Origin of the sequence: Sphingomonas beigongshangi, assembly GCF_016820445.1 — a bacterium.
Lineage (GTDB): Bacteria > Pseudomonadota > Alphaproteobacteria > Sphingomonadales > Sphingomonadaceae > Sphingomonas > Sphingomonas beigongshangi.
Genome location: NZ_JADHDT010000003.1, coordinates 74,138 through 89,330 on the forward strand (window position 1 = coordinate 74,138; position 15,193 = coordinate 89,330).

At 69.1% G+C, this 15,193-nt stretch carries 18 protein-coding genes and 2 tRNA genes; 2 read left to right on the forward strand and 18 right to left on the reverse strand.

All coding sequences use genetic code 11. From position 1 onward, the window contains the following. Nucleotides 1–16: 16 nt before the first annotated feature. From IQ292_RS06155 to IQ292_RS06170, 4 genes are all read right to left on the reverse strand, one after another. Nucleotides 17–93, reverse strand: a tRNA-Met gene (locus IQ292_RS06155). A 55-nt stretch (nt 94–148) separates the two neighbouring features. Beyond that, nucleotides 149–661: a 2'-5' RNA ligase family protein gene (locus IQ292_RS06160; protein WP_203309701.1), complete on the reverse strand. Its 513-nt coding sequence runs from the start codon at nt 659–661 to the stop codon at nt 149–151. A gap of 11 nt (nt 662–672) precedes the next feature. Then, nucleotides 673–2,607 (reverse strand): potassium transporter Kup, encoded by a 1,935-nt coding sequence (locus IQ292_RS06165; protein WP_203309455.1) that lies wholly within the window; start codon nt 2,605–2,607, stop codon nt 673–675. A 124-nt stretch (nt 2,608–2,731) separates the two neighbouring features. Continuing rightward, nucleotides 2,732–3,190: an Lrp/AsnC family transcriptional regulator gene (locus IQ292_RS06170; RefSeq protein WP_238940858.1), complete on the reverse strand. Its 459-nt coding sequence runs from the start codon at nt 3,188–3,190 to the stop codon at nt 2,732–2,734. A 111-nt stretch (nt 3,191–3,301) separates the two neighbouring features. On the opposite strand from IQ292_RS06170, the gene ald reads away from it, so the two are divergent. Both ald and IQ292_RS06180 read left to right on the forward strand, forming a co-directional pair. Next, nucleotides 3,302–4,408 (forward strand): alanine dehydrogenase, encoded by a 1,107-nt coding sequence (gene ald / locus IQ292_RS06175; RefSeq protein WP_203309456.1) that lies wholly within the window; start codon nt 3,302–3,304, stop codon nt 4,406–4,408. Between the two features lie 38 nt (nt 4,409–4,446). Continuing rightward, nucleotides 4,447–4,680 (forward strand): DUF3072 domain-containing protein, encoded by a 234-nt coding sequence (locus IQ292_RS06180; RefSeq protein ID WP_238940859.1) that lies wholly within the window; start codon nt 4,447–4,449, stop codon nt 4,678–4,680. A gap of 39 nt (nt 4,681–4,719) precedes the next feature. Here IQ292_RS06180 and IQ292_RS06185 read toward each other — a convergent pair whose 3' ends face one another. The 14 genes from IQ292_RS06185 to gspI form a co-directional block, all read right to left on the reverse strand. Next, complete coding sequence (locus tag IQ292_RS06185) at nt 4,720–5,355, reverse strand: tetratricopeptide repeat protein (RefSeq protein WP_203309457.1); 636 nt, start codon at nt 5,353–5,355, stop codon at nt 4,720–4,722. Next, nucleotides 5,355–5,759, reverse strand: coding sequence for a cytochrome c-type biogenesis protein (locus IQ292_RS06190; RefSeq protein WP_203309458.1), 405 nt, complete (start codon nt 5,757–5,759; stop codon nt 5,355–5,357). The genes IQ292_RS06185 and IQ292_RS06190 overlap by 1 nt, the downstream gene beginning before the upstream one ends. Then, complete coding sequence (locus IQ292_RS06195; RefSeq protein ID WP_203309459.1) at nt 5,756–6,283, reverse strand: DsbE family thiol:disulfide interchange protein; 528 nt, start codon at nt 6,281–6,283, stop codon at nt 5,756–5,758. Before IQ292_RS06195 ends, IQ292_RS06190 begins: the two co-directional genes overlap by 4 nt. Continuing rightward, nucleotides 6,280–8,196, reverse strand: a complete 1,917-nt coding sequence (locus tag IQ292_RS06200; protein ID WP_203309460.1) for a heme lyase CcmF/NrfE family subunit — start codon at nt 8,194–8,196, stop codon at nt 6,280–6,282. The genes IQ292_RS06195 and IQ292_RS06200 overlap by 4 nt, the downstream gene beginning before the upstream one ends. Beyond that, nucleotides 8,193–8,627, reverse strand: coding sequence for a cytochrome c maturation protein CcmE (gene ccmE / locus IQ292_RS06205; protein WP_203309461.1), 435 nt, complete (start codon nt 8,625–8,627; stop codon nt 8,193–8,195). Before ccmE ends, IQ292_RS06200 begins: the two co-directional genes overlap by 4 nt. A 97-nt stretch (nt 8,628–8,724) precedes the next feature. Continuing rightward, entirely contained in the window at nt 8,725–9,465 is a 741-nt protein-coding gene (ccmC, locus tag IQ292_RS06210; protein WP_238940860.1) for a heme ABC transporter permease CcmC, read from the reverse strand. A 103-nt stretch (nt 9,466–9,568) separates the two neighbouring features. Beyond that, a complete protein-coding gene (locus tag IQ292_RS06215) occupies nt 9,569–10,621 on the reverse strand; it encodes a Leu/Phe/Val dehydrogenase (protein WP_203309462.1) in 1,053 nt (350 codons plus the stop codon). A gap of 102 nt (nt 10,622–10,723) precedes the next feature. Further along, nucleotides 10,724–10,800 (reverse strand) — tRNA-His (locus IQ292_RS06220). Nucleotides 10,801–10,943: 143 nt separating this feature from the next. Continuing rightward, the gene (gspN, locus tag IQ292_RS06225) at nt 10,944–11,657 is read right to left on the reverse strand and encodes a type II secretion system protein N (RefSeq protein ID WP_203309463.1); all 714 of its coding nucleotides are present in this window, start codon (nt 11,655–11,657) and stop codon (nt 10,944–10,946) included. Further along, nucleotides 11,654–12,124, reverse strand: a complete 471-nt coding sequence (gene gspM / locus IQ292_RS06230; RefSeq protein ID WP_203309464.1) for a type II secretion system protein GspM — start codon at nt 12,122–12,124, stop codon at nt 11,654–11,656. Before gspM ends, gspN begins: the two co-directional genes overlap by 4 nt. Next, nucleotides 12,121–13,194 (reverse strand): type II secretion system protein GspL, encoded by a 1,074-nt coding sequence (gene gspL, locus IQ292_RS06235; protein WP_203309465.1) that lies wholly within the window; start codon nt 13,192–13,194, stop codon nt 12,121–12,123. The genes gspM and gspL overlap by 4 nt, the downstream gene beginning before the upstream one ends. Then, the gene (gene gspK, locus IQ292_RS06240; RefSeq protein WP_203309466.1) at nt 13,191–14,177 is read right to left on the reverse strand and encodes a type II secretion system minor pseudopilin GspK; all 987 of its coding nucleotides are present in this window, start codon (nt 14,175–14,177) and stop codon (nt 13,191–13,193) included. Before gspK ends, gspL begins: the two co-directional genes overlap by 4 nt. After that, nucleotides 14,161–14,808, reverse strand: a complete 648-nt coding sequence (gspJ, locus tag IQ292_RS06245; protein ID WP_338057595.1) for a type II secretion system minor pseudopilin GspJ — start codon at nt 14,806–14,808, stop codon at nt 14,161–14,163. The genes gspK and gspJ overlap by 17 nt, the downstream gene beginning before the upstream one ends. Next, on the reverse strand, nt 14,805–15,191 hold the full coding sequence (gene gspI, locus IQ292_RS06250) for a type II secretion system minor pseudopilin GspI (RefSeq protein WP_203309467.1): 387 nt from the start codon (nt 15,189–15,191) through the stop codon (nt 14,805–14,807). Before gspI ends, gspJ begins: the two co-directional genes overlap by 4 nt. Nucleotides 15,192–15,193 lie beyond the last annotated feature (2 nt).

Below are 15,193 nucleotides of genomic sequence, written 5' to 3' on the forward strand. Positions count from 1 at the left end.
CATCCGACCGGGCGGATGGTAGCGGAGGAGGGACTTGAACCCCCGACCCCAGGATTATGATTCCCGTGCTCTAACCAGCTGAGCTACTCCGCCGAAACCCGGCGGCTCACTCGCGAGCCGCGGCCTATATGGAGGCGATCGAGGGGCGTCAAGCGAACATGTGCCGGGAAATGTTTTCCCACGGGCCGCCGCGATACCACCAGGCCGCCAGCCCCGCGACCTCCACCTCGCGCGGCACGAAGTCGCGCGACAGACCCGTCAGCAGCAGCTTGGCGACATTCGGCTGCACCTTGTTCTGGATGGTGACATGGGGTCGCCAGCCGCCGGCGTCCTGCGGCGTCAGCAGACCGGCGAACGCATCGGCAAGCCGATGGCGGATCGCGACCAGGTCCGGCGATTCGATACGGTAGGCGACACCGCGTCCCAGCGACATCAAGCCGCCGATCCGCGCGCGGGGGGCCCGAACGCCGCGCGTCTCCTGCACCAGACGGTGCTTAAGTTCCGCCTCCGCCGATGGCGGCAGATGGTGGAACAGCGTCAGGTGCGCGGAAAGCTGATTTCGCTCGGGCGGAAAGTGCGCGGCGCGCTGCGCATCGAACCAGCCCTGGTCCTGGCGACCGAACACCGCGCTGACGATGATCGGCGCGCCCGCCGAAGGCATCGTGGACGTGCTCAAATCTCCACCTGACTGCCGAGCTCGACGACCCGGTTCGTCGGCAGCCGGAAAAATTCCATCGCACTTTCCGCATTGCGCAGCATCCACGAGAACAGCTTCTCGCGCCACAGCATCATGCCCGGTCGCTCCGACGGCAAAAGGGTCTGGCGGGACAGGAAGAAGCTCGTGTCCATCATCTTGAAATCGGCGCCGCAGGTGTGGACGCGCTTCAGGGCGGCGGGAACGTCGACCTCCTCCATGAACCCGTAGCGCAGCACGACCCGATAGAAGCCTTCGCCGATCGCCTGTTCGTCCGCGCGTTGGTCGGCGGGCCAATAGGGTTGTTCGACCACCTTGACCGTCAGGAGAATGACGCGCTCGTGCAGCACCTTGTTGTGCTTGAGGTTATGCAGCAGCGCGTGCGGCACGCCGTCGGCGGTCGACGTCATGAACACGGCGGTGCCCGGCACGCGGCTCGCCGAGCTCGAGGCGGAGGTGATGAACACCTTGAGCGGCATCGCCGCCTCCCGCAGCCGGGCCATCATCAGCGCTCGCCCCTTCGACCAGGTGGTGAGGAGGGTGAAGACGATCAGGCCGATCATGAGCGGGAACCAGCCGCCGTCGGGCACCTTGGTCAGGTTGGCGGTGAAATAGGCCCCGTCGACCAGGAAAAAGAGCCCGAGCAGGGGCGCGGCGGCATAGACCGGCCAGTTCCACAGGCGCAGCAGCGCGACGCCGAGCAGGCACGAGTCGATGAACATCGCGCCCGTCACCGCAATGCCATAGGCCGAGGTCAGGTTGGACGAGGTGCGGAAGAACAGCACCAGCAGGATCACCATCGCCATCAGCATCCAGTTGATGAGGGGGATATAGATCTGTCCTGCGGTGGAGGCGCTGGTGTGTTCGATGCGCAAACGCGGCATATAGCCGAGTTGGATCGCCTGTTGCGTCACGGAGAAGGCGCCGGAAATCACCGCCTGGCTGGCGATGATCGCCGCCATGGTCGCCAGGATCACCAGCGGCAGCTGCAGGCTGTCGGGGGCGAGCATGTAGAACGGGCTCTCGAGCGCCGCGCGCCCTTCGCGAAACAGCAGCGCGCCCTGCCCCAGATAGTTGCACATCAGCGCGGGCAGCACGAAACACAGCCATGACAGGCCGATCGGCCGGCGCCCGAAATGCCCCATGTCGGCGTAGAGCGCTTCCGCCCCGGTCACCGCCAGCACGACGGATCCGAGAGCGAGGAAGGCACGCACGGGATCGTGGGCGAAGAAACGGATCGCATGATGCGGCGAGAACGCGCCCAGCACCTCAGGCGTCTGCACGACGCTCAGGATGCCGAGGACCGCGATCGTCGCGAAGTAGACGAGCATGATCGGACCGAACACGAGCCCGATGCGCGCGGTGCCGTTCTTCTGCACCCAGAACAGCGCGACGAGGATGACCACCGCGATCGGCAGCACCAGCGGCGAGAAGGCGGGCGCGGCGATCGCGAGGCCTTCGACCGCGCCGAGCACGGTGACCGCCGGCGTGATCATCGAATCGCCATAGAAGAGCGAGGTCGCGAACACGCCCAGCAGGATGATGCCCGCGGTCCACCGGCGGCTGCGCGTCCTTCCGGAGACGAGCGCCAGCAGGGCGAGGCTTCCCCCCTCCCCCTTGTTGTCGGCGCGCATGATGATCGCGACATATTTGATCGAAACGACGATCATCATCGACCAGAACATCAGGCTGAGCACGCCCATGATGTGCATCGGATCGAGCGCCAGCTTGTGATGGCCGGCGAAGGTTTCGCGGAACGCGTACAGCGGGCTGGTGCCGATGTCGCCGAACACGATGCCCACCGCCCCTACGGCGAGCTTGAGCAACCCATCGCTATGATGCGGGTGACCGAGTCCATGCTCGGCCTGCGTGCCGCGTGCATCCGGCGTCGCGGCGGCGATGGGCGCGCTCATGACGAGCGCGGACCGATCGCGGTGACGCGGCCGCAGTGGCCGCAGTTCCCTACCTGTTCCATTGGCGCGCGCCTTAGCATGGGCTGAACGAAGGGGGCAACGCCGGGCACGTCGGCAGGGTCCGTCAGCCGCGGCGGACCACCTCGCGGATCACGAAATGCGAGGCAAGACGCGCGACCCCCGGCAGGCGCGACAACGTCTCGCGGTGGATTCGCTCGAAGGTGTCGTCCCGCCGGACCTCGACGTGAAGCATATAGTCGGCCTCGCCGCTCATCAGGAAACATTCGCGGACCTCGCGGCAATCGACGATCTCGCGTTCGAAGGCGGCCATAGTCTCCTCGCGCTGGTCGCGCAGCGTGACGTTGACGAGCACGGTGCTCGGATCGCCCCGCGCGGCCCTGCTGAGCACGGCCCGATAGCCGGCGATGAGGCCGCGCTCGCGCAGCGTCGCCACGCGCCGGTGGGCGGCGCTGGGCGACAGGCCGACCGCCTCGCCCAGTTCGGCGCTGGTCAGGTCGGAATTCGCGGCCAGTTGCGACAGGATGCGGCGGTCCAGCGCGTCGAGCACAATCGTTGCGGACATCGGCGGACCCTCGGGATGATTTCCTGCGTCCCTGCCGTCAACCGGACGAGATTGCAAACTCCTCCCGGCGCAACGGCGCTAATGCGGCGATCGACACAAGGAGAGTTCAAGATGCGAATCGGCGTACCCAAGGAGATCAAGAACCACGAATATCGTGTCGGCCTGACCCCGCCGTCGGTGGCGGAGCTGGTCGCGGCGGGCCACGACGTCGTCGTCGAGACGCAGGCGGGTGCCGGCATCGACTTCGGCGATGAGGATTATGTCGCCGCCGGGGCGAAGATCCTGGGGAGCGCGGCGGAGGTGTTCGCCGCGGCGGACATGATCGTGAAGGTCAAGGAACCGCAGGCGAGCGAGATCGCGCTGCTCGAATCGCGCCACCTGCTCTTCACCTACCTTCACCTCGCGGCCGACAAGCCGCAGGCCGAGGGGCTGATCAAGTCGGGCGCCACGTGCATCGCCTATGAGACGGTGACCGCGGCGCGCGGCGGCCTGCCGCTGCTGAAGCCGATGAGCGAGGTCGCCGGCCGCATGTCGGTGCAGGTCGGTGCGCATTATCTGGAAAAGGAACAGGGCGGCCGCGGCGTCCTGCTCGGCGGTGTGCCGGGCGTCGCCCCCGCGAAGGTCGCGATCCTGGGCGGTGGCGTCTCGGGCGTCAACGCCGCGCAGATGGCGGTCGGCATGCGCGCCGACGTGACGATCTACGACATCTCCAACGATCGGCTCGCCGAACTGGACATGTTCTTTTCCAGCCAGATCAAGACCGCCTATGCCAGCAAGGCGGCGATCGCCGCGGCGGTGAAGAACGCGCACCTCGTCATCGGCGCGGTACTCGTCCCCGGCGCGGCGGCGCCGAAGCTCGTCACGCGCGACATGGTCAAGACGATGAAGCGCGGTGCGGTGATGGTCGACATCGCCATCGACCAGGGCGGATGCTTCGAGACGAGCCATGCGACGACGCACGAGGACCCGGTCTTCGACGTCGACGGCGTCATCCATTATTGCGTCGCCAACATGCCGGGCGCGGTCGCCCGCACCAGCACCTTCGCGCTCAACAACGCGACGCTGCCGTTCGCGGTCAAGCTGGCGAACATGGGCGCCGAGGCGGCGATGAAGGCGGACGCGCATCTGGCGAACGGTCTCAACGTCTACCACGGCAAGATCACGCACCACGCGGTCGCCGAGGCGCTGGACCTGCCGTTCTCCGGTTGGAACGGATAAGGAACACAGGGGTTGGGGTCTTTCGAAAGGAAGACCCCATGTCCGTTGACGAAAAGCAGATGTCCGAAAACCCGAAGGATCACCCCACCGGCAATGCCGAGAAGGATCCGGACGATTGGACGACCGGCGGCGAGCCGATGACCGGCGCGCAGGCGAGCTACCTCAAGGCGCTGAGCGAGGAAGCCGGCGAGCCGTTTGAGGACGGGCTGAGCAAGGCGGAGGCGTCGAAACGGATCGACGCGCTGCAGGAGCAGACCGGGCGCGGTCAGTGACCTCTCATCCCCTCCCGTCCGCGGGAGGGGCATCGCCGATCAACGACGCGCGGCATCCTGCATCGCGATCAGCCGATCGAGCAGCATGAGCCGGATCGCGATATCGCGCCGATAGGACGCATCGGCGGGAGTCAGCGCGAGAGCGCGGCGCCAATAGCGTCGCGCCACGTCGAAATTCTCCTCCCGCACATAGGCAAGGCCGAGGAAGAACGGCGGCGCGGGATGCTGCGGCGACAGTCGCATGGCATGCTGGAAGGCGAACAGGGCGGGCGGCGACACGCGGTTGCCGTCATGCGTCGCCAGGGCACCCCCCAGCGCGGTCCAGAGCATCAGGCTTTCCGGAACATGCGCGATCCCGCCCAGGATGACCCGCACCGCCGCGCGCGGGTCGCCGGACCGGCTCATCGCATCCGCCGCGACCAGATACGCGCCGTCCGCGGTATATTGGCCGAGCATGCGGTTGCGCAGGTCGATCATCGTCAGGTCGTCAGGCAGGACGGAAGCGCGCGCCACTGCCGGGTGAGCGGGAAGCGTGGGTCGCCCCTGCCAGGCGTAGCCGGCGGCACCGAGCATCGCCGCGGCGCCGACGGCGCTCCACAGCATCCGCGGTACGCGGAGCAGCACGACCGCCGCCGCACCGAGGACGGCGAGGATCAGCAGCGCCAGCCAGCCCATTATTGCGCCCTTCGGCGGAAGCTGAGACGCGCGACTGCGACGCCGACGACAAGGAACACGACCGGCGCGAACCACAATGGCCAGGTCGCCCCGTTGAGCGGCGGATCGTAGGTCACATATTCGCCGTAACGCGCGATCAGCCAGCGGCGGATCGCATCGGGGCTCTCCCCGGCCGCGATCCGCTGGCGGACCAGCGCACGCATGTCACCCGCGATGCTCGCATCGCTGTCGGCGATCGACTGGCCCTGGCAGACGAGGCAGCGCAGCGTCTCCATCAGCCGCTGTGCCTTGGCTTCGCGCAGGGGATCGCGCAGCTGCGTATTGGCGAGCGCCGCCGGCGGCGTCGACGGGTCCGCGAGGGCGGGTGCGGCGATCAGCGCCACCGGTAAGAGCCAGCGCCTCATCGCGCGCCCTTGACCGCTGCGGCGATAGTGTCGACGTCTTCGGCGCGGATGTCGCCGACGTGCTGAAGGACGATCCGCCCCTGTCCGTCGATCACGAACGTCTCCGGCACGCCCGACGAGCCGATGGCGAGTTGCACCGCGCTCTGCCTGTCGTCACCGATGCGATCATAGGGGTCGCCGTTGCGGCGCAGGAAGGCCGCGAGGGCCGGCGCGGTATCACGGATGGCGACGGCGTCGACCGGAATGCCCATGGCCTTCAGGCGCAGCAGCTGCGGCGCCTCGGCGGCGCAGGGGATGCACCAGCTGGCGAAGATGTTGAGCAGCCGCGGCTTGCCTTGCCGGAAGTCCGCGGTCGTCAGCCCGGGCTTGCCCGCAGCAAGCGGCGGCAAACGGAATTCGGGGAGCGGCTTGCCGACCAGGTGCGAACGCACAATACGGTCCGCCGGCTTGATCAGGCCCAGCGCGGCTATGCCGAACAGGAACGAGAAGCCGGCGAGCGGCAACCAGAGCAGCAGGCGCTTCATGCCCAATAGTCCCGCATGCGCGCGCGTCGTTCGCGCCGCCAGCGGCCGATGAGCGACAGCGCCCCACCCAGTGCCACCAGCGCACCTCCCAGCCAGATCAGCGTCACGAACGGTTTCCACCACAGGCGCAGCTGCCAGCGGCCATTGGCATCCGGCTGGCCCAGCACGGTGTAGAGCTGACCGTCCCAGAAGGTCGCGATCGCGCTCTCGCTCGTCGATGTCGGCGGCGTCGAGAAGAAGCGGGATTGCGGGCGCAACACGGTGAGGTCGTCGTCCCGCGTTGCCGACAGCCGCGCTTCCAACGCCGACCAGCCTTCGCCGATCACGGGCTTTATCCCGTCGAGCCGGACCGTGAACGGCCCGACGCGCGCGGGCTGGCCGACGGTGACCGCGAGCAGCGTCTCCTTGGTGAAGGCGCTGTCGGAGGCCATGCCGGCGAGACTCACCGCGATTCCCAGGTGCGCGACGACCATGCCCCAGGTGAATAGCGGGGTGCGCAACGGGTGGCGACGGATCACCGGCAGGATGCTGGCCACCGCGAGCCCCGCAGCGAGCGAGAGCCCGATCGTCGGCAGAACGGGTATCGGACCGAACGCCACCAGCGCCGCCGCGGCGAAGCAGGTCGCGGCGATCGGCCAGGTCAGCCGGCCGGTCAATTGCCCGGCATCGTCGCGCCGCCAGCGGATGAGCGGCCCGGCCGCCATGACCACTACGAGCGCGAGCGCGATCGGCCCCGCCGCCTTGTTGAAGAAGGGCGGCCCGACCGACAGCTGCACGCCGAAACTCGCCGCGACGAGCGGGTAGAGCGTGCCGATCAGCACGACGCCCAGGATGACCGACAGCAGCAGGTTGTTGATGACGAGACCGCCCTCGCGACTGACCGGCTCGAAGGTCGTGCCGGCCCGCACCGTGCCGATCCTCGCGCCGAACAGCGCCAGCGCGCCGCCGATATAAAGTGCGAGCAGGGCCAGGATGAACGCACCGCGCCTTGGGTCGACGGCAAAGGCATGGACGCTGGTCAGGATGCCGGAGCGGACCAGGAATGTCCCGATCATCGACATGGAGAAGGCGACGACCGCCAGCATCACGGTCCAGGCGCGCAGTCCGTCGCGCGTCGCGAGCACGGTGACCGAGTGGAGCAGCGCGGTGGCGGCGAGCCAGGGCATCAGCGAGGCGTTCTCGACCGGGTCCCAGAACCACCAGCCGCCCCAGCCCAGCTCGTAATAGGCCCAATAGCTGCCGGCGGTGATACCGATCGTCAGGAAGATCCAGGCCGCCAGCACCCAAGGGCGCATGGCCTTGGCGAAGGCGGGACCGACCTGTCCCGTCACCAGCGCCCCGACCGCGAAGGAGAAGGCGACCGATATGCCGACATAGCCGACGTAGAGCGTCGGCGGATGGAAGGCGAGACCAGGATCCTGCAGCAGCGGATTGAGACCCAGTCCGTCCGGCGGCGCCGGGCTGACGCGGTCGAACGGGTTGGAGGAGAACAGCAGGAAGGCGTAGAAGCCGAGCGCCAGCGCGGCCTGTGCGCCGAGCGTCGCGATCAGCGTACGCGCGTCCAGACGCCGCTCCAGGATCGCCACCGCTCCGCCGGCGAGGCCGAGGATGGTGACCCAGAGCAGCATGGACCCCTCATGATTGCCCCAGGCGCCGGCGAACTTGTAGATCCACGGCTTGGCGGCCGCGCTGTTCTCGACGACGACCCGCACCGACATGTCGGAGGCGAGGAAAACGGCGATCAGCGCCGCCATGGCGGCGGCGGCGAAGCCGCCTTGCAGGATGGCGACGGGACGCACGCCGCCGACCAGCGCCTCCTGCCCGCGCGCGACCGCAGCGGCGGCGAGCACCAGCTGCAGCGCGGCGAGCGCGGCGGCGAACCACAGCGCGGCAAGGCCAGCCTCCGCGATCATTTCGTCAGCGTCTTCGTCTCGTGCATGGCACCCGCGACCTGCGGCGGCATGTACTTCTCGTCGTGCTTGGCGAGCAGGTTGGTCGCGGTAAAGCTGCCGTCGGGATTGAAATGCCCCTCGGCAACGACGCCCGACCGTTCGCGAAAAAGGTCGGGGGCGATGCCGCGGAACGTCACGGGCGTCGTCGCCAGCCCGTCGCCGACGACGAAGCGGATCGTCACGCCATCGGCGGCCCGCACGATCGATCCCGCCTGCACCATCCCGCCCAGCCGCACCTCACGACCGAGCGGCAGGCCGTCGCGGCGTGCGTCCGAGGGCGCGTAGAAGAAGCTGGCCTGATCCCGCAGCGCGGACAGCGCGAGGAGCCCGGCGCCGACCATCGCGGCGAGCGCGAGCAGGACGAGCGTCAGCCGCTGGTTCTTGGCGGTCACTTCTCGGCCCGCCGCATCGCGATCCAGCTCGCCAGGGTCAGCACCGCGGCACCGCCCAGTGCGACGACATAGGCGACGGTGACGAAAGGCCAGGGATTCATGCGCGGGCCATCCGGCGCATCCGCGCCTCTGCCTTCGTACGGGCGAGAATCATGCGCATGCGCATCAGCACGATGCCGGCGAACAGCAAGGTCGCGCCGATGCCGGTGAAGCCCAGCGGCCACAGGATGCTGGCATCGATGCTGGAGCGCGTCAGGCTGATCGACGGCCCCTGATGCAACGTGTTCCACCAGACGACCGAATAGCGGATGACCGGCAGCAGCACGGTGCCGGCGATACCGTAGAGAGCAGGTATGCGCCCGTCGCCGCCGCGATCGGCGTCCGCGCGGGCAAGTGCCATGTAGCCGCAATAGACGAAGAACAGCAGCAGCATCGACGTCAGCCGCCCGTCCCATTGCCACCAGGTTCCCCAGGTCGGCCGTCCCCAGATGGCGCCGGTGACGAGACAGATGGCCGCGAACGTCGCGCCCGGAACCGCGATCGCGCGCGCCGCGATCTGGGCGAGCGGGTGGCGCCAGATCAGGAATGCCGCGCTCGCCACCGCCAGCCCGCTCCAGCCGACCATGCCGAGCCAGGCTGCGGGTACATGGACATAGAGGATACGGACCGTTTCGCCCTGCAGATAGTCGGCGGGCGTGCGCGTCAGTCCCGCCCAGCTGCCGAAGGCGAGCAGCGCCAGCCCCGCCAGCGTCAGCACCGGCGTCAGGGGCCGGGCGATGCGCAGGAAACGCGCGGGATTGGCGAGGGCGTGGAGGCTCGGCACGATCGTGCGGGTCATAGCAGGAATGCGCACGCCGCCAAGCCGCCACGCAGGTTCGACGCGACGGTCCGCCACCGCCCTTCCCCGCGTGGGAGGGGCGGTGGCGCCTAGCCCCTATCGATCAGCCCCGCCCGATCAGGCGGCGCGCGATCGTGTCCGCGACTTCCGCAGCCGGGCGGCCGGTCCGATCGCTTTCGTCCCACACTTCGTTGAGGTGCGCGGGGATCTTCTCGATGCGGGCCATCACCTCGGCCTCGTCACCCTGTCCGAGATATTCGAGACCGACATTGATAATGCCGCCGGCGTTGATGACGTAATCCGGCGCGTACAGGATGCCGCGCTCGTGCAGGCGATCATAGTCCTCGCGGGTCGCGAGCTGGTTGTTCGCGCCGCCCGCGACCACCTTCGCGGTCAGCGTCGGGATCGTCGCCTCGGTCAGGATGGCGCCCAGCGCGTTCGGGCTGAAGATATCGGCTTCCACGCCCAGGATGGTTCCCGCGGCGACCGCCTGGCCGCCCAGCTCCTGCGCAAGCGCCTGCGCACGGGCCGCATCGACGTCGGCGAGCGTCAGCGTCGCGCCATCCCGTGCGAGCAGCCGGGCGAGACCGCCGCCCACCGATCCGACGCCCTGGATCGCGACGTGCACGCCCTTCATGTCCGTCGCGCCCAGCCCACGCTGCGCCGCCGCCTTCACGCCGAGATAGACGCCGTGCGCCGTATAGGGACCGGGGTCGCCGCCCGCCGCGCCGCTCTCGACCGGCAGGCCGGAGACGTATCTGGTCTCTCCGGCGATGACCTTCATCCGCGCCTCGGACATGCCGACGTCTTCCGCCGTGACATAGCGGCCGCCAAGCGACTCGACGGCGCGACCGAAGGCCTTCAGCTGCGCTTCGCTGATCACGGCGCCGGGCTTGTCGGCGAGGATCACGCCCTTGCCGCCGCCGAGCGCCAGATTGGCCATGGCGTTCTTGAAGCTCATGCCGCGCGACAGGCGCAGCGCGTCGGTCACCGCCTGGTCGCCCGCCGCATAATGCCAGAAGCGCGCGCCGCCGGCCGCCGGCCCCAAATGCGTCGAATGGATCGCGATGATCGCGCGCAGGCCCGATTCGGGATCGGTGAAGGCGTGCACGCCCTCGTGGCTGTCGAAATCGGGAAGATCCCACACCGAGGTCATGACCTGCTCCGCTGCATAATGTTGTTGCGGGGAGCGGTAATATTCTTTCCCCGCACTTTTGGCCAGCCCTGATCGGCACTTAGCAAAAAAGGACAGGAGAGATGGGGCGACCGACGGGACTTGAACCCGCAACTTCCGGCATCACAAGCCGGCGCTCTAACCAATTGAACTACGGTCGCCGCGAAGGCCCGTGCCCCTACGAGGGAGGCGGGGCTTCGTCAAGTTGCCGCAGACGTTTTTGCGCGGCGCCGCGCGAAGCAGCACGGCCGGTCGCTGCGTAATCGTCGCTTCTCCGGGCGTTGCATCACCCCGGCCGGTACGTTCAGAAGCTACCCTGGATCGTCAGGCGATACCCGCTGCCCGAAGGCGTGAAGCCTGCCGCCGCCAGCCGCTCGGCCGCGACGGGATCGGTGGCGGCGATCCGCATCTGCGCGCTGTAATGGCCGTCGGCCGTCACCCGCAGCTCGACCCCCTCCGTGCCCGCCTGGCTTGCAAGCGGCAAAAGCAACGCCGTGCCGTCGCAGCGCGCATTGCCGGAAAGCTGGGTGGGCAGCGGCACGCCACCGGCGTCGCCGACCAGCGTCGCCCGCACCCGTCCGTCGGCCGCTTCGCAGGATGCGTCGGCGAAGCGGATCGTCACATCCTCCAGGATCAGCGAGGTGACCGGCAGCGGCGCGAAGACCCGTCCCGTCGGCAGCGTCGCGGTGACATGATCGAGCGCGCGGCGATGGCGGCTGATCGTGATCGCGCCACGAAGGCCGCCAAGATCGTCTTCCAGGCCGATCCTGGCCCGTCCGATCAGCAATGCCAAAGGCGAGACGCCCGCGTGGAGCGTGCCGAGCGACAGGTCGCCGAACCGCGCCTCCACCAGTCGCCCGTCCCAGACAGATCCCTCGACGCTGCGCGCGCTGAACCCCTCTTCGCCGAGCCCGATCCAGCCCAATGCCAACCGCATCGGCAGGAACAGCAGCAGCGCGGCGACCAGCATCGCGCCGAACAGGGCCGTAGGCCCGGTTCGCAAGCGCAGGCGCCTCATGACGCGCGCGCCCTGACGACGAGGTCGGCGGAGACGCTGCCATCACCATTATCGTGCCAGGTCGCGCTGTCCACCAGGACGCCGCTGCCCTCGAGGTCCGCGATCCAGCGCGACAGCGCGGCCGGTCGTGCGGCCTGGATGGAGGTATGGACGCGCCCGCCGGTGCGCTCGTCCAGCGTGGCGAGGACGAAGCCGGCGCTCTCCGCCTGCGCGCGCAAGGCGTCGGCAAGGCTGCCCGTCAGCGGTACGCGGCGACCGGCGGCACGAATGGCGTCGATTGCGCTTTCCGTCGTGCCAAGGCGGACAACCGCGTCGGCGTGCCGCTCGCGCGCGCTCGACAGGCCGTCGCGCACCGGTCGCACGATGCCCGCCCAGAGGATGGTCAGCACGGCAAGGCCGAGCATCACGAGGATCAGGCGCTTTTCGCGCAGCGATCGCCCGTCGAACCAGGCGCGGAAGGCGGTCATCGCCGGGTCACCGTCATCTCTCCCGTCACGCGGCCGTTGGCCGCCTGGAACACGCCTGCCTCGACTGTGAAGCCGGCCCTTTCGAGCGCGCGCTTGAGGTCGGTCGGCAGCGACTCCCGCGCCGCGGCGACCGACAGGCGCAGGTCGCCGTTCGGCTGGAAATCGAGACCGGTCAGTTCCGTCCCCGGTGTCGCGCGGATCGCCGCATAGACCGCGGCAGCCGTGGTGGTGAAGCCCAGGCCCGGCCCGCGCACGTTGCTGAGCCGCTCGACCAATTGCCGGTCGACGTCGGTGACGGTCTCCCCACGGGCAAGACCGGTGCGTCCCAGTGCCTCCGCGCGTGCTTCCAGCGCATCCGCGCCGAAGCTGTATTTGGCGATCCGGACGAGATCGATGCTCAGCGTGACGAGCAGGATCGCCGCGGCCATCGTGCCGAGGCGACGCACATGCGCCCAATCGATGCCGATCCGCCGCCGGCGCGCGAACGCCCCCTGCCGCAGATCGAGCGGCGGTGCCGCGACGGCCGCGCGCAGCGCATCGTCGAGCGCCTCGCCGGTCAGGCTCTCGACCGGCACGTCGCCGACGACGAGCGGCGTCAGCAGGGGATCGTCGGCGAAAGCGGTGGCGCGGCCCCGCATCATGCCGGTGCCGGCGATGGTGCCGTGGACATAGCCTTCCACGGGACGGGGCAGGAGCAATGGCGCCGGGATCACCATCTGCGGATCGATCCCGTGCGCGGCGAGGTCCGCGAGCCAGCCCGCCATCGCACCGCGATCGACCACGGCGATGGCGCGGTCGCCCTCCCCCTCGGGTCCGACCGCGATGTGCAGCTCGGCGATCGGTGCGGCGCTCGCCTCCGCCACCAGCAGCCTGGCGGCCGCCACCGCCTGCGCGGTGGAGCGCGCCGGAAGGTCCGCCCAGTGCAGCGTCACCGATTCCGCCGGTGCGATCGCGACGATCGCATCCTCCAGCGCCGGCAGCCCCTCGTCACCATGGATCGCGCCGGTGTCGGCCACGCGCAGCCAGCGCCAGCCGAGATCGATCGTCGGAAGGAAGAGCAAGGTCGTCATAGGTCATCGCCCCATTGCCGCGAGACGAGCCGCACGGGAAGCGTCGTCGCATCGATCAAGGCAGTTTCCTTCAGATCCGCCTGACCGCGCGTAACGTCGATGCCGAGCGAGAACCATTGGCTCTTCAGCCCGAACTGCCCCCTGTTGGCGGGCACGACGCCATTGGCGGAAGCGAGATTCAAAAACGCGTCCGTGCTCGCGAACCCCTGCGGCGGCCGGCGCAGGATCATCGACCGCGCGGCGTCCACCGAAAGCGAATCGCCGAACAACATCGCGACCAGCGGCGCCTGTTCCGGGGTAAGCGTGTTGATGTTCAGCGTCGTGGCCTGCGCCTTGGGCAGGGTGCACAGCCACGGTCGCAGCTTCGCGTAGATGTCGGGCGTGACTCCGTTCACCGCGCGCAGCTCGCTGGGATCGGCCATCAGCGTGCCGGCGGTGCGATAGGGTATGTCCTTGGCCAGGTAGGTCTGGTCCTCCGCCCCTCCCGGCAAGGCATTCTGGTCGCTGTCGATCCAGTCGGTCGCCGCCGCGGCGATGGCCTCTCCTGCCTGCGTCGGTACGCCGACCAGGCGCATCAGTCGCACGAACTGGACGCGCTGCTCGAAATATTCGGTATAGGTCCCCTGCAACGGACCGGGCCGCACCAGGCTGTTGAGGTTGAAGCAATTGCCCCCGTCGGTCACGCGCGCGACCGCGGCACCCCCGCCGGGCAGCGGCAACGGGATCGGTCGTCCGCTCCACCCGCCGGCCAGCGTCACCGAATTGCCCGCCTGCCGGAGCAGGTCGGTGACCCGGGTCGTCGCCAGCACCTCCGCGGCACGGGCGAAGGCCCGCGCCTGCTCGCCATCCGCGGCATTGCCGGCAAGGCGCGTCGACAGACGTAGCTGCTCCAGCGCGGCGCCGGCCATCACGGCGATGACCGCGACCAGCATCAGGACGGTGAGCAGGGCCGCCCCCCGCTCTCGATCAGGCGGGCGGCGCATTGGGCATCTGTCCGACAGGCATCGCGGGCGGCGGCAGATAACCCGTGCCGACCAGCGTGACGATTCGCAGCACGCTGCCGTTCGTACGCCGGACGACGAGTTCCGCCGCCTGGGGCAAGGCGGCGCCCTGCGTCCCGTCCCAGCGATCGCTCCACGCGCCGCGCAGCCGATAGCGCGCACCGACGCCGGCCACGCCAGTGAGCAGCGGCACCGGCGTCAGCGCCGCGGCGCCGTCGATCATCGGATAGGCGATCCGCAGCAGGGTGCCGTCCGCGACGCGATAGGCGACCTTTTGCGCGCTCGCCCGCGGCGCCGCGTCGATATTGGCCCAGCCGGTGCGCACGAACAGCATCTGGCCGTCGGGCCCGCCGGTGAAGGCCGGCAGCATCTGTCCGGCCTCGTCGCGCGCGGGCCGGTCGATCGCCTGCCCCAGATCGCCGGACACCAGCGCGATGGTCCGGTTGAGCGCACCGATGTCGTCGAGCCGCGTCGAGGTTGCGCCCTGCGCACGGACGCTGAACGACAGGATCGCGACGCCCGCAGCCGCGATCATGCCGAAGATCAGCAGGGCGATCATCACCTCGACCAGGGTGAAGCCGGCCTCCGTCCTGCAGGGCGTGCGCGGCCTCACGGCTGTGCGTCCGGCGGCCGGACCACCGTCGCCCGGCCGATCGTCGTCCCGCGACGATCCGCGACCGCGACATCGATCCGCACGATCTGTGCATTGCCCGTCGGCCGCACCTCGCGCACCCAGTTCCACGCGCGTCCGGCGTTCGTCTCCACCCCCGCGCTGCGCCCGATCGTCGGCGTGCGTGCCTCCGTCGCCGCCTCGATCGCGACATTGCGCGCGACCAGATTCGCCACCATCGTGTCGTCGAGGATCGTCGCGCCGCGGACCGTCGCGCTTTCCAGCCGCACCAGCGCCAATACGGCAAGGCTGAACACCGCGAGCGCGACCATGATCTCGATCAGCGTGAAGCCCGCTTGCCGTGACGAGGGTGCGCGCGCGGCCATGG

What these genes read in the sequence shown, in the direction of transcription:
- IQ292_RS06190 (WP_203309458.1), bottom strand. Translation starts at nt 5,759, where the DNA reads ATGAGGCGCTGGCTCTTACCGGTGGCGCTGATCGCCGCACCCGCCCTC.
- IQ292_RS06160 (WP_203309701.1), bottom strand. Translation starts at nt 661, where the DNA reads ATGCCTTCGGCGGGCGCGCCGATCATCGTCAGCGCGGTGTTCGGTCGC.
- IQ292_RS06180 (WP_238940859.1), top strand. Translation starts at nt 4,447, where the DNA reads ATGTCCGTTGACGAAAAGCAGATGTCCGAAAACCCGAAGGATCACCCC.
- gspK (WP_203309466.1), bottom strand. Translation starts at nt 14,177, where the DNA reads ATGCGCCGCCCGCCTGATCGAGAGCGGGGGGCGGCCCTGCTCACCGTC.
- IQ292_RS06170 (WP_238940858.1), bottom strand. Translation starts at nt 3,190, where the DNA reads ATGTCCGCAACGATTGTGCTCGACGCGCTGGACCGCCGCATCCTGTCG.
- IQ292_RS06200 (WP_203309460.1), bottom strand. Translation starts at nt 8,196, where the DNA reads ATGATCGCGGAGGCTGGCCTTGCCGCGCTGTGGTTCGCCGCCGCGCTC.
- gspI (WP_203309467.1), bottom strand. Translation starts at nt 15,191, where the DNA reads ATGGCCGCGCGCGCACCCTCGTCACGGCAAGCGGGCTTCACGCTGATC.
- IQ292_RS06165 (WP_203309455.1), bottom strand. Translation starts at nt 2,607, where the DNA reads ATGAGCGCGCCCATCGCCGCCGCGACGCCGGATGCACGCGGCACGCAG.
- IQ292_RS06215 (WP_203309462.1), bottom strand. Translation starts at nt 10,621, where the DNA reads ATGACCTCGGTGTGGGATCTTCCCGATTTCGACAGCCACGAGGGCGTG.
- ald (WP_203309456.1), top strand. Translation starts at nt 3,302, where the DNA reads ATGCGAATCGGCGTACCCAAGGAGATCAAGAACCACGAATATCGTGTC.
- IQ292_RS06185 (WP_203309457.1), bottom strand. Translation starts at nt 5,355, where the DNA reads ATGGGCTGGCTGGCGCTGCTGATCCTCGCCGTCCTCGGTGCGGCGGCG.
- gspN (WP_203309463.1), bottom strand. Translation starts at nt 11,657, where the DNA reads ATGAGGCGCCTGCGCTTGCGAACCGGGCCTACGGCCCTGTTCGGCGCG.
- IQ292_RS06195 (WP_203309459.1), bottom strand. Translation starts at nt 6,283, where the DNA reads ATGAAGCGCCTGCTGCTCTGGTTGCCGCTCGCCGGCTTCTCGTTCCTG.
- ccmC (WP_238940860.1), bottom strand. Translation starts at nt 9,465, where the DNA reads ATGACCCGCACGATCGTGCCGAGCCTCCACGCCCTCGCCAATCCCGCG.
- gspL (WP_203309465.1), bottom strand. Translation starts at nt 13,194, where the DNA reads ATGACGACCTTGCTCTTCCTTCCGACGATCGATCTCGGCTGGCGCTGG.
- gspM (WP_203309464.1), bottom strand. Translation starts at nt 12,124, where the DNA reads ATGACCGCCTTCCGCGCCTGGTTCGACGGGCGATCGCTGCGCGAAAAG.